The organism is Nitrospirota bacterium (assembly GCA_016207905.1).
Classification (GTDB): Bacteria; Nitrospirota; Thermodesulfovibrionia; order Thermodesulfovibrionales; family JdFR-86; genus JACQZC01.
In genome coordinates, this window is sequence record JACQZC010000081.1 from 1 (window position 1) to 15,550 (window position 15,550).

Here is a 15,550-nt window from a genome sequence, read left to right on the forward strand (position 1 = left end):
ATATGCGACCTGCTTAAGACATTGCCTGGGGTGGGCGATATAATCTCGATGCTTATCAGGTATGAAGTGGCTGCCCTGTTTTCTGTCTAGCCGAAAGGGCTCTTAGAATGATTAGGAGGTTGCTTTTTCTTTTTCATAGCTGACTTTAATCCTGAGGGTATAGGACATAATATTACAGGTTTCATTAGTAAAGAGGGTAGCAGATTACTCTGCCACCCTCTTTGAGTTTACTTTTCCTATTTCCTCTGGTCGTGAGGCACTCTTACCACAGCAAATGCTGTTGTGTTATTCCCTGCATTATCAGTTGTGATTATTGTAATCGTATATCTACGACCATCTTTATCATTCCCATTTCTCCATGCCTCTAAGGGAATCGTTGTATTAAATCCGCTGACCTCAGGTTCAATACTCCCATATTCATCAGTTACAGTAAAGACTACAGAAGCTACCCCTGATAGACTATCTTCTGCACCACCGCCTATTGTTACATCCACAAGCTTATGATTTGGAGGCCATAAGATTGAAGGGTCTGCTGTTAAGTTTATAACAGGTGGAGTATTATCTATCCTTACAGTAATGCTTTTTGGGGTCTCCATGTTTCCTTTATTATCAACCGAGAAATAGGTTATCTCATACACTCCCTCATCCTTGATAATAATGCCTGCTGAGGCTCCTGAAACAACTGTCTCCACACCATCTATAATATATGGACTAATTAATGTTTTAAATAGATTTGCAGAAGAAGGCTATAGCATCCTCATTACAAATTACGATGAGGAGATATGAGTTTGTGCTTAATAGGTATAACTTCTATTGTACCCCTAACTCTTTGAGCTTTTTCCAAAGGGTAACCCTGCTTATACCGAGGTGTCTTGCTGCTAAGGTTCTGTTACCTTTATAAGTGGATAAAACTGTGCGGATGTTTTCCTGCTCGGTGGAGTCTCTGGAGGCAGTGGTCTCCTTGAAGATATAATCCGGGAGGTTTATTATCTCTAAGGTGTCTGATTTACAGGTTATGGCTGAGTGTTCAAGGGCGTTTATAAGCTGTCTTACATTTCCTGGCCAGCTATAGTTTTCCATAAGCTCCATTGCCCTCGGGCTTATTCTTTTTATATCTTTTCCGTTTACGAATGAAATCTTCTTAAGGTAGTGGGCTACGAGTGTGGGAATGTCTTCTTTTTTTTCTCTGAGCGGAGGGGTGTTTATTGTTATGGCATTTATCCTGTAAAGGAGGTCTTCTCTGAACCTCTCTGTGGCGACTAACCCAGGGAGGTCCTTGTTCGTTGCAGAGACGAGCCTTACATCAACAGGTATTGACTCATTGTCTCCTACACGCTCAACCACTTTTTCCTCAAGGACATTAAGGAGCTTTGCCTGCATGAAGGGTGGCATATCCCCTATCTCATCAAGGAATATTATTCCTTTGTCTGCTGCCTCAAACCTTCCAATTCTATCTATGAGGGCTCCTGTAAAAGAGCCCTTCTTATGGCCAAATAGCTCGCTTTCAAGGAGGTGCTCATTCAAAGAGGCACAGTTAAGCTGTAGAAAAGGACCTTCTTTCCGCCTGCTCAGTGCATGTATCGCCTTTGCAACGAGGTTTTTTCCTGTGCCACTTTCACCGCATATAAGCACAGGTGCTTCGCTTTCTGCAGAGTTTCTTATCTCCTCATAAAGCCTCTGCATTGCAATACTTCTACCCAGAAGCCCCATGAACCAGGACTCCTGCCTGAGTTCATGCTTAAGCTCCTCAAGCTCAAGTTCCTTAAGATAAAGGGCTGTTATATCTGTCATTGTCTCAACAGCTCCTATTATCTCGCCCTCGTGTCTTAACACTACTGCATTCTTAAGGAGATAAACCGCCCTTCCATCCTTTGTCCTGATTCTACAGCGTTTGTTACAGATTGAGCCCTCTTTAAATAGATTGCATCTCCTCTGAACACCCGACTTTGTTAGCACAACACATGTGTCGCTATCAAGGATTGTGCAGGATTTGCCTACTGCCTCTTCCCTCTTAAACCCTGTCGTCTCTTCGGCTGCACGATTCATGAAAAGGATTTCACCTTCCTCGCTCACAACGATGAGTCCATCCCTCATGGTCTCAAATATATTTATGAGAAAATTCGGGTCTTTTAATAATCTTTCAAGTATCATACGCTGTTAACTGTTAACTAAAAAACATTAACATATTTAACAGTTAACAGTCAAGCTAAAATTAGTAGACAATCTAATATGTTGAATTTTAAGGATTTTCCTTTTTCCCTTACCTGGCACAGGGTTTGCTTTCTAAAGATTTAGAAAGGAGGATAAGATGAAAAAGGCACTGATAGCAGTAGATGACACAAAGGGCTCAAGGGCGGTCCTTACTACATACCATAACCTTGTTAAGAGACCTGAAGAGATTGTGCTTCTACATGTTCAGAGGCTTGAGGGAAGGTCTCTTATGACTGCAATGCTCAGTGAGGCTGAGATGTCAACCCTTAAGGAGTCCCTGAAAGGCACAGAGCATAAGGACAAGATTGACATGCTCGCAAAAAGGATAATTACCTACTATGAAAAAGAGCTAAAAGAAGATGGAGTCTTAATAAGGACTCTGATAAAGGAAGGAAACCCAGTAGATGAAATCCTTAATACTGCTCATGAGGAAAGGGCAGAGCTTGTAATCTTGGGTAGTGGAAGAAAGGGCTTTGACAGACTAATCACTGGAAGTGTTGCGAGGGAAGTAGAAAAAAGGGCAAAGGTGCCTGTTTTAATAGCAAGGCAAAGCCTGATGTGTGTTGAGCCCTATAGTTGGGCTGATGCATATGCTGCGGTCTCGGTCTTTGGGGTAGTTGCCCTTGTCCTTTTACTCTTAGGGTTCCTACTCTAAGGGCTTTAATGAGAAAAACGGCCATTGGCCTGAAATAAAAAGGAGGATAAGATGAAAAAGGTATTGATTGCAGTTGATGACACAATGGGTTCAAAGGCGATACTTTCGGTTTACAACAACCTCGTAAGGAGGCCTGAGAGCGTAGTGCTTTTGCATGTGCAAAGGCCCGGAGGAAAATCCCTAATGTATGAGATGCTCGGTGAGGCTGAGATGTCAACCCTTAAGGAGTCCCTTGAGGGGAGCGAACATCAGGCAAGGCTTGACGAGCAGGCTTATGAGATTTTGAGCTTCTATAAGAAGGAGCTTGAAGATGGCGGGTTGGTGCCGATAAAGACTGTTATAAGGTGGGGACATCCTGTTGATGAAATCGTCAAGGTCGCCTCTGAGGAGAATGCTGACCTCATAATAGTAGGCTGTAATGGAAAAAGCAAGCTACATAAGCTCGTCTCGGGCTGTGTTACAAGGGATGTTGAAAAGAGTTCAGGTGTGCCTGTGCTGGTAGCAAAAGCAAAAACAGGAGGCTGCTCTAAGGGTGAGAAGGCTTTGGGCTTAAGGGAGGCATATAATGCAAGGTAATGTCCTCTCCGTCCTGACAGCAGTAGGGTTGGGGCTTGCTTTAGGATATGTACTTCAGAAGGGAAGGTTCTGCCTGAATACAGCATTCAGGGACATCATATTCATTAAGGAGTTTACGCTCTTCAGGGCATATCTTCTAAGTGTGGTAGTCGCCATAATAGGTGCAAACCTCATGGAAGATATGGGCCTCATGATGACTGTCAGTCAGGGAACAGGAGAGGTCATTAAGACTGGACTTCTCAGGCAGAATTTTGTTCCGCTTGCAAATATCATAGGCGGTTTCATATTTGGCATGGGCATTGTGCTTGCAGGCGGCTGCGCAAGTGGAATTACCTACAGGCTCGGAGAAGGACAGGTCTCTGCACTGGTTGCGATTATCGGATTTTTCTTCGGTATTGTTATGGCTTCTGAGGGATTGCTAAGCCCTGTTCATAGATACCTGAAAAGCGTAAAAGTTGAGATCTTCGACAAAACAAATCCTGCTCTATGGAATATCTTTGGTGATGGAGCAGTTGCAAAATGGGCTACAATAGCGGTGTTTTCCATCGCTATAATGGCTTTTGTCTTTAAGGGCAAGCCAACTTTGCACAATAGTGGCTTTAAGGGCTATACATGGGCACTGACAGGCATCCTTGTAGGTGTCCTTACGATAGCTGGATGGTGGGTCTCCTCATACTTCGGGGGTATACCGAGAGGTCTTGCAATCACGACACCTATAAGGGAGCTCTTTAATGCTGTGCTTTACAAGAGCTCTCATTCTCCATTTCCTGAGTTCAGTTTCCTCGGAATCTTCAAAGGCACATGGGGTGTATTCTTTATTTTTGCTGTCCCTATTGGTGCATTTCTCAGTGCAATAAGGCTGAAAGAGTTTAAGTGGAAAATACCACCGGCACAGGAATTGCTTACAGTGTTTTTTGGAAGTATTCTCATGGGCATAGGTGCAATCACAGCAGGAGGATGTAACCTCGGTCATGGAATTACAGGTGTTTCAACCATGTCAGTGGCAAGTATAGTTGCAACAGCCTCTATAATCGCCGGCAACTGGACAATGGTCTACTTCAAGTTCATTAGACCTATGAGGTAGCTATAGCAAACCTTACAGGGAAACTGTAAGATTAAATAGAAAAGTAGAAAATAAGGAATCCTCGGCAACGGGGATTGTTTCCACTTTCTAAAAGGGGGTCGCCCGGCACAGGCGACCCCACCTCTTTTTTGAAAGTAAGGCTCTTTATTCAGACACCTAAAACCTTAGAAACGCTCCAATACTGCCTGCCTCTTTAAGCTCGGCACTTGCTGTGACTACCTCTATAATACTTCCCTGCTCAACTGCCTTCTGGGCTATGAGGTCAACGAGGTAGCCTACATCCTCCATCTTGCCTTTACAGTAAGGGCAGGACCTAAGCCCTTGTGCAGACAATGCCCTACAGCTTACACACGAATATCCCTGATATTTGAAGTCTCTCAAAAAGACGAGTTTCATCACCCTGCCTTCCTGAACAGCATTCAGAACATCGTCTATTCCAAGCACTGCCTTTTCGTTTTTTCTTGCCCTTTGGATAAGTTCATTGACAGTGTCTGTTTCCTTCTGCCTTTCAAATGCCTCCTGAACTGGCTCTACCTTTTTAAGAATATCCGTATTGCCTTCAAACATCCCTGCCTGAAAAGACCCGATAATCCTATCTGTAACTGTTTTTGGAAGAAGTGCCTTTGTCATCGAGACAGCTTCCTCTCCTCCGGCTATGATGACCCTGCCTATGTATTGTCTTTTTATGAAGGAGTCCAATCTCTTTATCACATCTTTAAGATGCATTCCCACATGATATGCTATGTGCCTTTCGTAGTGGTTCTGAGAAAGGGCAAACCAGCCGCCTTTTTTGTGCTTCCCCGGCACATCGGCAGTATGAACCTCTCCAAACTCTATTATCTCTCCAAGATGCATGACGAATATTCTTGCCGACTCCTTATCCACAAGCAAAACAGCATATCTTTGGTAGTTGTCAACTATATCGAGAAGTGGTTTTATATATGGCAGTTTATCCACTATAAGCTCACTTTTGAGCGGCACCGAGACATCGTACCTCCTCCAGAAGGAATTCTCAGCAGAGCTTAGAATCGAAAGCCCTTTTTTGAAATCCCTTCTATTTCCAAAGATATATGCATCTATTGCATCGAGGTCTGCCTTTACCTTTCTGAGGACTGTCTTATCCATGGACTCAATCGTGTCTTTCATCATATTCTTGAACCTGACCATGTATTCGCCTCTGGGATTCGTCACTGGGTCGACATTTAGATAAAGAGACACAAAATAAGAGCCGTTCCCATGAATCTTCGATATATCTTTTAGTTCTTCCCTGCTAAGCATTTGAACCTCCTTCTATGTTTCTGAATATCTCAAACACAGAGATGAAAAGCACAAGTGCCATAGGACCCATTATGAGCCCTATAAGGCCAAAGAGTTTAATCCCGCCAAGAACACTGAAAAATATAAGCAGTGTCGGCATCTTTGTCCTTCCACCGATTATCAAAGGCTTGAGGATGTTGTCAACTGTGCTGATGCCGAATGTGCCTATTGCAAGAAGGATAAACCCCTTTACAGTGTATCCCTCGAGGAACAGATAGATAACTGCTGGCCCCCATATAGAGAATGTTCCCATGACAGGCACAAAGGACATAATGGCTATTGCCGTTCCCCAGATGGAAGGAGAGGGTATGCCTAAGAAATAAAATGCAATTCCACCCATAAGTCCCTGAACAATGGCAACGACAACCCCTCCAAAGATTGTAGATACGACAATCCCCTTTATCTGCCTTTCAAGACGGTCTTTTTGCTCTTCTGTAAAGGGTATGTAGTCTCTAATCCTTTTTATAAAGTCAGGTCCATCCCTTAGGAAAAAGAATATAGTTAAAGACATGAATATAAAATTTAAAACTGCCGAAAGGACATTCTTAACCCCCTTTGTAACCCTCCCTATAAGCTCCTTCCCCAACTTCGATATGTTATCCACAAGGAGACTGTTGACATCTACATCCTGAAGCTGAAGCACTGACTTAACCCTTTCGACAACCCACGAGACCCTCGGGCCTTCCAGTACCTCCTTCAGGCTTTCCAGCTCTCCCCTGTCTATATAGCCTGAGGCTTCTTTAAGCTCGCCGACAAGTAGAAACGAAAGATAGGAAAAAGGCCCAAGGATAACGGATATGATTACAATCAGGGTAATCAGGGATGCAACGGATTTCCACTTTATATACCTCCTCGAGAATGCATAAACAGGATAAAAGATTATCGAAAGCACGATTGCCCATGCAATTGGAGTGAGAAAGGGCTTAAGGACCTGAAAGCTGAGGAACCCCAGCACTAAGACGAGGATTAAAAGCGTAAATAAGTAAAATCTATTTAAAGGCATATGCGGCCTTTATAAATAAGCTGAATATCCCAGAAGAGATAGCCTTGCTACACCTCTCTGGGTGCCATTGAACACCAAGCAGAAACGGATAGTCTTTCATATAAAAGGCTTCTATAAGCCCGTCCTTTGAGTTTGCCAAAACCTCAAGCCCTTTTCCGAGGGTCTTCACTGCCTGATGATGGGTGCTTCCTACAGTGTATGTGCCCGGCTTCAAGAGCCAACCTCTTTTGACGATAATCTCATGTTCCTCCCTATGGTTTATAGCATCAGGCAGTTGAGACTGTATATCCTGATAAAGGCTTCCTCCAAGGGAAACATTTATAACCTGCATCCCATAGCATATCCCAAGCAGGGGTTTCTTTAGCTTTATTATCTCACGAATCAGATTAATTTCAAAGTCGGTTTTTTCCCTGCTGAGGAGCTTCATATCGAATCTCTTGGGTTCGTTGTAATAGGAAGGATGCAAATCATCGCCTCCGGGAAGCAAAAACCCATCTATTCGGTCAATAGCTCGCTCAGACAGAGGTGGCATAACAACAGGTACCCCACCTGCCTTTAAAACCGCATCCACATAATGTCTCTTGAGCTTAAAATATCCCTCCTCGATATCCATTGTTATGCCGATCATTGGAGACTTACTGAGCAGGGAAGGTCTCTTTTTAAGCCCCATGTCTTAAAACCCTGCCTGGCATTTCGCCTGTCATCAACCTATCATCTAAGACAGGCACACCATTTACAATGACATGCAATATGCCCTCTGCTTTTTTATAAGGCTCATCGAATGTTGCCCTGTCAGAAATCTTATTTTCATCGAAGACCACAATGTCTGCTCTAAAGCCCTCCGTAATCTGTCCTCTTTTTTTAAGCCCGAATGTCTTTGCAGGTAGCATGGTGAGCTTATGTATTGCCTCTGGCATACTCATAAGCCTTAACTCATTCACATATCTTCTTAAAAACCTCGGGAATGTGCCAAAGCCCCGTGGATGTACCTTGCCCTTATGAGTAGTGCTATTGGTTGAGCGGGCTGAACTGTCAGAGCCGAGCATGCAAAATGGCAGTTTAAGAAACCTTCTCAGGTTCTCCTCGGACATAGAATAGAAAATCCCTCCTGCCCTTAACCTTTCATTTATAAGTATATAAAAAAGACAATCCACTGCCTCCATCCTTAGCTTTTTTGCAATATCTGCAAGGCTTTTCCCTTCCATCCATTTATTTTTTTCCGAGGCAGTTGTTGAGACCCTGACTGCCTGATAGTATTGGGTATCAGGGTGCTCGGAAAGAATCTCATTTCTTATTTTTCTTTTAATTTCAGGGTTTTTTAGCCTTTTTAAGACCTTTCCGTTTCCTCCCTCAAGTGCCCATGAAGGAAGGATTGAATCGAGGTCTGTTTCTCCTGCAATGTAAGGGTATCTGTCGCATGTAAGGCTTATGCCTTTTGCCCTTGCCTTATCTAACAGGCTTATGGCTAAGGCAGACTTATGCCAGTTTTTCTTTCCTGCTGTCTTTATATGGGATATATGCACCTTTGTGCGGTTTTCCCCTATGTCTATGACCTCCTGTATTGCTTCTATGAGCCTATTGCCCTCGCTTCTCATATGAGAGGTATAGATAAAAGGGTGATATGTTTTTCCCGAACGAACAAGCTCTGCAATCTCATCTGTATCCGAATAAACACCCGGCGGATATATAAGACCCGTTGAAAGACCAATTGCACCTGCCTTCAGGGAGCCTTCAAGGAGCTTTTTCATTGCCCTCATCTCTTTTGGCTTTGGTTTTCTGTCTTCGTATCCCATAACAGATGCTCTGAGATTTCCATGTCCAACGAGTGTTACAAAATTAATTGCAAGTCCTGTTTTCTCAAGCATAGATAGATATTGTTCGAGGTCTGCCCATCTTTCCTTGATGCCTAATTCCTTAAGCTCGGACTGTCTCTGCTTGAAAGCATCTCCAAGAAGAGGTCCTGCTGATAGCCCACAGTTTCCATTTATCTCAGTTGTTATGCCCTGATAGAGCTTGCCCTCTGCGCGAGGGTCTGAAAGCAAAGTGAACTCAGAATGGCTATGCGTGTCTATGAAGCCAGGTGAAACCGAAAAGCCTTTGGCAGATATAACCTTTTTTGAGCGAAAAGACTCTTTTGTTTTTTTGCTCACAAAGACGATAAGGCTGTTTTTAATCCCAATGTCTGCAATAAAAGGCTCTGAGCCTCTGCCGTCGTAAACCTGTCCTGCTTTTATCAGCAGGTCTAACTGAGTTTTCTCGGTATTACTGATTTTTAGCAAACTCCTGAACCGGCACTAAAGAGGAAATATATTTTTCAATGCCCATGACTATACCATTAGCAAGGTCTTCCCGATAACTATTCTTTTTAAGTAGCCTCTCTTCCTTTGGGTTACTTATAAAAGAAACCTCTACCAAAACAGAGGGCATCTTTGCACCCACAAGGACATAAAAAAGTGCCTGCTTTACACCGAGGTCTTCCACCTCCAGATACCTTTTTCCGAGTCCTGTAACAAGGGAGTTTTGAACAAAGTGGGCTAACTTGAGGGATTCATCCCGTTTGCTTTGAAGCTCTAAGGAGGCAAGGATTAAGCCAACCTCTGTCCGTGCCTTCTTCATCTTTCTAATGGATATAGAGTTTTCCCTTGCAGCTACCTTTATTGCCTCTTCATCGTCTGTCCAGTTAAGAAGATATGTCTCTATGCCTTTTGCCTTTCTGTTTGGGTTGGCATTGGCATGGATTGAGATAAAGAGGTCTGCGTTTTCCTTGTTGGCTATTTCTGTCCTCTGATTGAGCTCTAAGAACACATCTTTGTCCCTCGTGAGAATAACCTTATACCTCGTGTCTTCCTCGAGTAGTCTCTTTAACATCAGGGCAATGGAAAGGGTTACATCTTTTTCCTTAAGCATCGCCCTGCCTACTGCTCCGGGGTCATGTCCTCCATGACCTGCATCTATTACGATTGTAAGGGTACCTGCCTGTCTATAGTTTTTTCCGAATACATCTATAATGAGCCTATCAGGAGAGGATTCCTCTGAGATTTCTAATCTAGAGACACTGTCTTTGCCGTCGAACTCGATGACAACCCTCGAAACATCCTGATTGAACTGCCCTACCCTTACTGAATCTAAAAGCCTGTCATCAACCCTGAGGGTCTTTGAAATAGTTTTTGCAACTGTGCAGTCTTGAAGGTCAATATAAAGTCTCTCTGGATTCGAAAGCCTTCCTTTGGTAAATCCTATTTTGCCTGAAAGCTCGACAATAACCCTTGTATGTTCTTTCTCTATTGTTTGAAAGGAGACATTCTTTAGCTCTACCTTATCCTCTGCTTGAAGTGTAAATGGGAATGCAAAAATCAAAATCCCTATGAGTAAGGATGCCCCTCTCATACGGCTTGAACCGCAGTTATCTCAGGAATCTCCTTTTTCAGATTAGCCTCTACCCAGTTCCTAAGAGTTAGGGTTGACATCGGACATGTGCCACAGGCTCCAGTAAGCCTTACATAAACAATTCCATCCTTTATGTCAACAAGCTCTATGTCACCGCCTTCTGCCCTTAAACCAACCCTTATTTTGTTAAGGACTTCTTCAACTTTCTCTCTTAACATATTGCCTCCTAAGCATTTTCTCTTAAATGATAAATGATTTTTTTCTGAAATGCAAGGGGTTTTTTATCGTCGGTCAAACCACAGCAGGTACTGAAGTGAGATATATTACCGCTCTAATAAATCTTGTAATATGTAATCAGCCAGTTGATCTTATGCAATGTTTCCACATAATCAAGGACTCCAATCATGGTGATGTAAAATACAAGGTCCATAATACCTCTTCTAAATGCCCGAGGAGCAACCATTGCTACCTCTTCTTCCTTGAAGGAGGAAAATGAAGGGAGCAGACTTGGAACCTGCCTGCAATATCCTTCATAGTCTTCGCCATGCCTTCTCAGAAGCTCTTTCTCTTCCCTTCTTATCTGGAAAGGATAGTAGATAGAAAACGCCAGTAAAATAGTCAGTGGTATTGTAATCGTCTCTGTGCAGAAGCCCGCACCCAAGGAGGCAATAAGACCAAAAAGATAAAGTGGATTTCTACACATAGAATAAGGGCCGCTCGTTATTAGCTTTATATTTTTATTTCCCGATATATATGAGAAGCACCATGCTCTGCCAATTACCCCTACACCGACCAACAAGGCTCCTAATAGATAAAGAGACTCTTCAAATAAGATATTTCTCTCAGCCCATGCGTCATCGCCCAAAACATAAAATATGAAGAGCATTCCTGCAAACAGTTGGGTTAAATAGATTCTCCTGCTGATAAGGTTTTTGATAAAAAAATAATTTCCTTTATCCATTGTTTTCCTCCCCACTGACAATATTCAAGATATTAAATAATTGTAACATTTTTATCTAAACTCAACTGCCTCCTCCTTTGACACCCTCGGAGGTGGGGAGGGGATTTTTGATGGATAGCCAACAGGCACAATTGCAACTGCTCTAAGATATGAAGGCAGAGAGAGAACCTTAGAGACTTCTTTTTCCTGAAATGAACCGACCCAGACACTACCAAGACCGTTTTCGTAAGCAGTAAGCATCAAAGACATCAGGCTTAAAGAGACATCCTGAATTGAGTAAAGCTCTACCCCTCTTTCTCCGTATCTACTTGAGATTCTGCTGTCTGCACAGCCTATGACCACAAGAGGGGCCTCTGCTATGAAGTTTTGGCTTAATGCCGCAGATGCAATGTCCTTTTTAAGTCTTTTGTCTTTTATGAAATAGAATTTTCTTGACTGGAGATTTCCTGCGGAAGGTGCCCATATAAGTGCCTCTATGAGCTTATCTATCAGTGTCTCGGGTATATCTTTTTTCAGGAAGTCCCTTATACTTCTTCTTCCCCTTATTGCATCTGCTACATCCATAAAAAAACCCTCCCTTACATTTCTCAGTCCCCCTTACGCTAATTTAAGCAGTTTCAATCCAGAGGCTGGGTCAAACTCACGCCTTGCAGAAACACCCTTTATCTCCATGATAACTGCCTCAATCACAAGGAATGTCTCACTTAGCTCCCTGAGACAGCCCACCCTCACAGTGTCCCCTCTTGCAAATGCACCATGTATATGAACCTTGGGGGCATCTGCATCATAAAACACAGTGCCAACTGCCAGAATCTCATTTGGCTCATCAAGGGCTCTCCACATAGGCTCAGGTGGAAGGTCATCTTTTTCTGGACCAACAACTATCTTTGCCTTACGCATCCCGCCTATTACATAAACGAGCCCTGCCCTTATGTCTTCTTTTTTCGCAATAGACTCAAGACCTTCAATCAGATCGTCTCTATCATCGAATCTGATAACTATAATCCTGCCTTGACTGCCAATCTGATATTTCATAAAGCCTCCTAACTGCCTGTTTTACCACACAACCGACAAAACGCTCTCGATGTCTCCATGCAGTTTATTGAACTTGCACTCAAAGACCAGACAGTCCTTTGACCTATAACAGTATCCTCCCTTTATGACGACATGGACATGGACACCGCTTTTTTCTTTGTGCGGGCATGGCATGTGAAGCTTGCCTGTTGACTCGGAGAACTTCTTTGAGTTCGGCATTGTCCTTCTCATTAATATATTATACGATAAGAAAATAAGGAATTATAAGGGGGTTGGAGGTGGACATCCAAAAATCCCCCTCCCCTAAAAATTACGGTGAATTGACATTAAAAACACAGTAGTTTTAAACTCTATTCTTATGAAAAAGACCGTAGAAAGTGCAATCAGGCAGGCATTAACCTCTCTAAGCTGGACACTACCCCATGAGCTTTCTGTAGAGATAGAGTCTCCAAAGGTAGAAGCCCACGGAGACCTTGCAACACCAGTTGCAATGAGCCTTGCTAAGACCCTGAGAAAAAAGCCCATGGATATAGCAAGGGAGATAATAAGTTGCATCCCTAAACAGAGGACATTCGAGCGCATAGAGATAGCAGGTGCAGGTTTCATAAACTTCACATTCTCGAGGGAATTCCTTTATTTCTCTCTAAAAAGCCTTTTGAGAGAGAAAAAGAAATTTCTCAGGCAAGACATAGGTAAAGGGATAAAGGTTCAGATAGAGTTTGTAAGCGCAAACCCAACAGGTCCCCTTCATCTTGGACATGGAAGGGGTGCGGCTGTTGGTGCGGCATTATCTAATCTCCTTAATGCGGCTGGCTATAGCGTTCACAGAGAATACTATATAAACGACAAAGGAAAACAATGTAAGCTCTTAGGCCAATCCGTCTTTGCACGATACAAAGAACTCTTAGGTATAGCTTACCCTTTTCCAGAAGATGGCTACTGGGGAGATTATGTCATTACAGCCGCAGAGGCAATAAGAGAGGCTGTAGGGGAAAGGTATAAAGATGCCTCATTTAAAGAGGTAGAAAAGTTTTTTACCGACTTTTCTCTGAGAATGATGCTTTCTGGCATAAAGGATGACCTTGAGTCCTTTGGAATTAAATTTGACAGCTATCAGTCGGAAAAAGAGCTTTATGAGATAGGCGATGTCTTTAGGTCAATCGACTATCTCAAAGACAAAGGCAATCTCTATGAAAAAGACGGTGCGCTCTGGTTCAGGGCAACCCGGTTTGGAGACGATAAAGACCGAGTGATAATAAAACAGGATGGTGAGCACACATACTTTGCCTCTGACATTGCATATCACATGAAAAAGATAAATGCAGGCTTTAATGAGCTCATAAACATATGGGGCGCAGACCATCATGGCTATATACCGAGAATCGAGGCTGTCATGGATGCATTAGGCTACGAAAGAAAAAAGCTCGTGGTGCTTTTGGTTCAGTTGGTCACGCTGATGCGTGGAGGTAAGATTGTGCCAATGTCAAAGAGACTCGGAGAGTTCGTAACACTAAAGGAGGTCATTAAAGAGGTTGGTGCAGATACTACAAAATTCATATTCCTCACAAGAAGGCATGACAGCCATCTGGAGTTCGACTTAGAGGTGGCAAAATCCGTCTCATCGGAAAACCCTGTGTATTATGTTCAGTATGCAAATGCAAGGATAGGCAGTGTGCTGTCATATGCATCCGAAAAAGGCATTACCCTCGAGGGTCAGGCAGACCTCGAACTCCTTACCTCCGAAGAGGAACTAAAGATTATAAAAAAGCTCCTCATGTATCCAATGATATTTGAGGCATCTGTATTAAGCCGTGAGCCGCATAGAATAACCTTTTATCTTCAGGAGCTTTCAACGATGTTTCATCGGTATTACAATAAATACAGGATTGTAGGAGATGATGGTGCATTGAGCTATGCAAGGCTTTCCCTTGTTGAGGCAGTAAGGACAGTGCTCAAGGAAGGTCTTGAGATATTAGGCGTTACTGCACCTGAGCGGATGTAGCCTATTTGCCTGTTTTCAGGACTGCACTGCCTTGAAAAAAATCTGCCTGAGGGGTCTCCTTGCCTTTTGCCTTTAGCTTCACTCCCCTTGTCATTTCACTTATATCAGTGTCTTTTGTTTTTACCAGATAAAGCCCTTCCAAAGCCTCGAGGCTTATGTCTCCAAGTGGTGCAGGGCTTGCATATACGATTATATTTTCCTCGCCAAAAGGAGGGCTTACCTCAAGCTCAAACCTGTCATTTCCAGATGGAACCTCGTACATGACGCCTCCGTTAAAGTAATTGTCCTGCCTATAGGGATTTGGTAAAAGCTGAAGCGTATTACCGCTTGCATCCTTGTATATGAGCCTTGCATAAAATGGCTTATTTCCTTTGATATATACCTTTATCTTTTCACCCTGCCTGTAATCCTTCTTATCGGTCCAGAGCTGGACATTAAGAGGAGCAGTCGGGTTATCCATTATGTCAGAGGCACTGCTTACCTTTTCCATTGCCTTTTCATCAGGTATAACCTCTGCCCTTATCCTAACCTTATAACAGTCCCCAAGCATGGCATCCTTATACCAGCCCTTATCAAGCTCTTGCTGGACCCTGACCTGCGCATTTGTATAAGCACTGAGGAGGTCTTTTTCGAGCTCAAAGTCCTTTACATGCGTCTCGGTTTTTATATAGGTCATCACCTGCTCTGCTGCCTTTCTCTTGGCATCATCCATTGCAACTTGCTCTGTCTGCTTTCTCGATTTATCCTCGCCCATACAGGCATAGCCTTCTGACTCTGTAATGCTGGATGTTTCAGCATAGAGGCTTCCTGCCCTAAGCATGAATAAAGGCAATAAGACAAGAAACATTCTCAGCATAAACCCTCCTTACTTTCTTATAGCAATAGGGAAATCAACGGTAATCACAGGCTTTGTTGTTGTTGGAGTCTGTTTTCCCTTTGTAAGTTCTTTGACCCTCTCTGAGACATAAAGGTCAAGCATATTCAATGTTATCCTTCCCTTGCCTGTATAATCAGCCTTGCCGCTTAAGCCCTCTACAAGTGCCTTTGTGAATGCACCGTTTCCCCATGAGGCATCCTCTAAGGAATACTGTTTTCCAGTGGATGCCGCAAACACGATTGCACCGTTTTCAGCAGAGGATAGCTCGTTTACAACTGCATCTATGTCTGCAACCCCTCTCCTTGTTCCCATCACATTTCCCGAATAGCATGTATCCACAAACATAATCGTCTTTCCTGCTAAGGAGGCTATCGTGGTCTTTATCTCGGAAAATACAACCCCTGTCCTTTTAAGCTTATCCGAGTCTGCATCAACAGGCAGA

General features: G+C 43.2%; 18 protein-coding genes. 4 read left to right on the forward strand and 14 right to left on the reverse strand.

From position 1 onward, the window contains the following. Nucleotides 1-236: 236 nt before the first annotated feature. Both HY805_09635 and HY805_09640 read right to left on the reverse strand, forming a co-directional pair. Nucleotides 237-692 (reverse strand): hypothetical protein, encoded by a 456-nt coding sequence (locus tag HY805_09635; protein ID MBI4824470.1) that lies wholly within the window; start codon nt 690-692, stop codon nt 237-239. 118 nt (nt 693-810) lie between these two features. Next, nucleotides 811-2,151, reverse strand: coding sequence for a sigma 54-interacting transcriptional regulator (locus HY805_09640; protein ID MBI4824471.1), 1,341 nt, complete (start codon nt 2,149-2,151; stop codon nt 811-813). Between the two features lie 157 nt (nt 2,152-2,308). On the opposite strand from HY805_09640, the gene HY805_09645 reads away from it, so the two are divergent. The 3 genes from HY805_09645 to HY805_09655 are packed head-to-tail and all read left to right on the forward strand — an operon-like array spanning nt 2,309 to nt 4,526. Continuing rightward, nucleotides 2,309-2,866 carry a universal stress protein gene (locus tag HY805_09645; protein MBI4824472.1) on the forward strand — a complete coding sequence of 186 codons (558 nt, stop codon included), beginning with the start codon at nt 2,309-2,311 and terminating at the stop codon, nt 2,864-2,866. 51 nt (nt 2,867-2,917) lie between these two features. After that, complete coding sequence (locus HY805_09650) at nt 2,918-3,442, forward strand: universal stress protein (GenBank protein ID MBI4824473.1); 525 nt, start codon at nt 2,918-2,920, stop codon at nt 3,440-3,442. Next, nucleotides 3,432-4,526 (forward strand): YeeE/YedE family protein, encoded by a 1,095-nt coding sequence (locus tag HY805_09655; GenBank protein ID MBI4824474.1) that lies wholly within the window; start codon nt 3,432-3,434, stop codon nt 4,524-4,526. The genes HY805_09650 and HY805_09655 overlap by 11 nt, the downstream gene beginning before the upstream one ends. A 156-nt stretch (nt 4,527-4,682) precedes the next feature. On the opposite strand, the gene HY805_09660 is transcribed toward HY805_09655, so the two are convergent. The 10 genes from HY805_09660 to HY805_09705 all read right to left on the reverse strand — a co-directional run bounded on the left by HY805_09660 (nt 4,683) and on the right by HY805_09705 (nt 12,448). Then, a complete protein-coding gene (locus HY805_09660; protein ID MBI4824475.1) occupies nt 4,683-5,804 on the reverse strand; it encodes a hypothetical protein in 1,122 nt (373 codons plus the stop codon). Then, nucleotides 5,797-6,846, reverse strand: a complete 1,050-nt coding sequence (locus HY805_09665; protein MBI4824476.1) for an AI-2E family transporter — start codon at nt 6,844-6,846, stop codon at nt 5,797-5,799. Before HY805_09665 ends, HY805_09660 begins: the two co-directional genes overlap by 8 nt. Then, nucleotides 6,833-7,516 (reverse strand): gamma-glutamyl-gamma-aminobutyrate hydrolase family protein, encoded by a 684-nt coding sequence (locus HY805_09670; GenBank protein MBI4824477.1) that lies wholly within the window; start codon nt 7,514-7,516, stop codon nt 6,833-6,835. Before HY805_09670 ends, HY805_09665 begins: the two co-directional genes overlap by 14 nt. Then, nucleotides 7,506-9,125, reverse strand: coding sequence for a D-aminoacylase (locus tag HY805_09675; protein MBI4824478.1), 1,620 nt, complete (start codon nt 9,123-9,125; stop codon nt 7,506-7,508). Before HY805_09675 ends, HY805_09670 begins: the two co-directional genes overlap by 11 nt. Continuing rightward, the gene (locus tag HY805_09680) at nt 9,109-10,233 is read right to left on the reverse strand and encodes an N-acetylmuramoyl-L-alanine amidase (protein MBI4824479.1); all 1,125 of its coding nucleotides are present in this window, start codon (nt 10,231-10,233) and stop codon (nt 9,109-9,111) included. The genes HY805_09675 and HY805_09680 overlap by 17 nt, the downstream gene beginning before the upstream one ends. After that, entirely contained in the window at nt 10,230-10,451 is a 222-nt protein-coding gene (locus HY805_09685) for a NifU family protein (GenBank protein ID MBI4824480.1), read from the reverse strand. Before HY805_09685 ends, HY805_09680 begins: the two co-directional genes overlap by 4 nt. A gap of 113 nt (nt 10,452-10,564) precedes the next feature. Then, complete coding sequence (locus HY805_09690) at nt 10,565-11,119, reverse strand: isoprenylcysteine carboxylmethyltransferase family protein (protein MBI4824481.1); 555 nt, start codon at nt 11,117-11,119, stop codon at nt 10,565-10,567. Nucleotides 11,120-11,245: 126 nt separating this feature from the next. Beyond that, nucleotides 11,246-11,758: a nitroreductase family protein gene (locus tag HY805_09695; GenBank protein MBI4824482.1), complete on the reverse strand. Its 513-nt coding sequence runs from the start codon at nt 11,756-11,758 to the stop codon at nt 11,246-11,248. 33 nt (nt 11,759-11,791) lie between these two features. Then, nucleotides 11,792-12,229 carry a DNA-binding protein gene (locus HY805_09700; GenBank protein MBI4824483.1) on the reverse strand — a complete coding sequence of 146 codons (438 nt, stop codon included), beginning with the start codon at nt 12,227-12,229 and terminating at the stop codon, nt 11,792-11,794. A 21-nt stretch (nt 12,230-12,250) separates the two neighbouring features. Beyond that, entirely contained in the window at nt 12,251-12,448 is a 198-nt protein-coding gene (locus tag HY805_09705; protein ID MBI4824484.1) for a hypothetical protein, read from the reverse strand. A 139-nt stretch (nt 12,449-12,587) separates the two neighbouring features. Here HY805_09705 and HY805_09710 point away from each other — a divergent pair, with 139 nt between their 5' ends. Then, entirely contained in the window at nt 12,588-14,231 is a 1,644-nt protein-coding gene (locus HY805_09710; GenBank protein ID MBI4824485.1) for an arginine--tRNA ligase, read from the forward strand. A 1-nt stretch (nt 14,232) separates the two neighbouring features. Here HY805_09710 and HY805_09715 read toward each other — a convergent pair whose 3' ends face one another. Together HY805_09715 and HY805_09720 are read right to left on the reverse strand one after the other, a co-directional pair. Further along, on the reverse strand, nt 14,233-15,087 hold the full coding sequence (locus HY805_09715; protein ID MBI4824486.1) for a DUF4384 domain-containing protein: 855 nt from the start codon (nt 15,085-15,087) through the stop codon (nt 14,233-14,235). Nucleotides 15,088-15,096: 9 nt separating this feature from the next. Continuing rightward, nucleotides 15,097-15,550, reverse strand: a 454-nt coding sequence (locus HY805_09720; GenBank protein MBI4824487.1) for a caspase family protein, incomplete at its 5' end; no start/stop codon positions are given.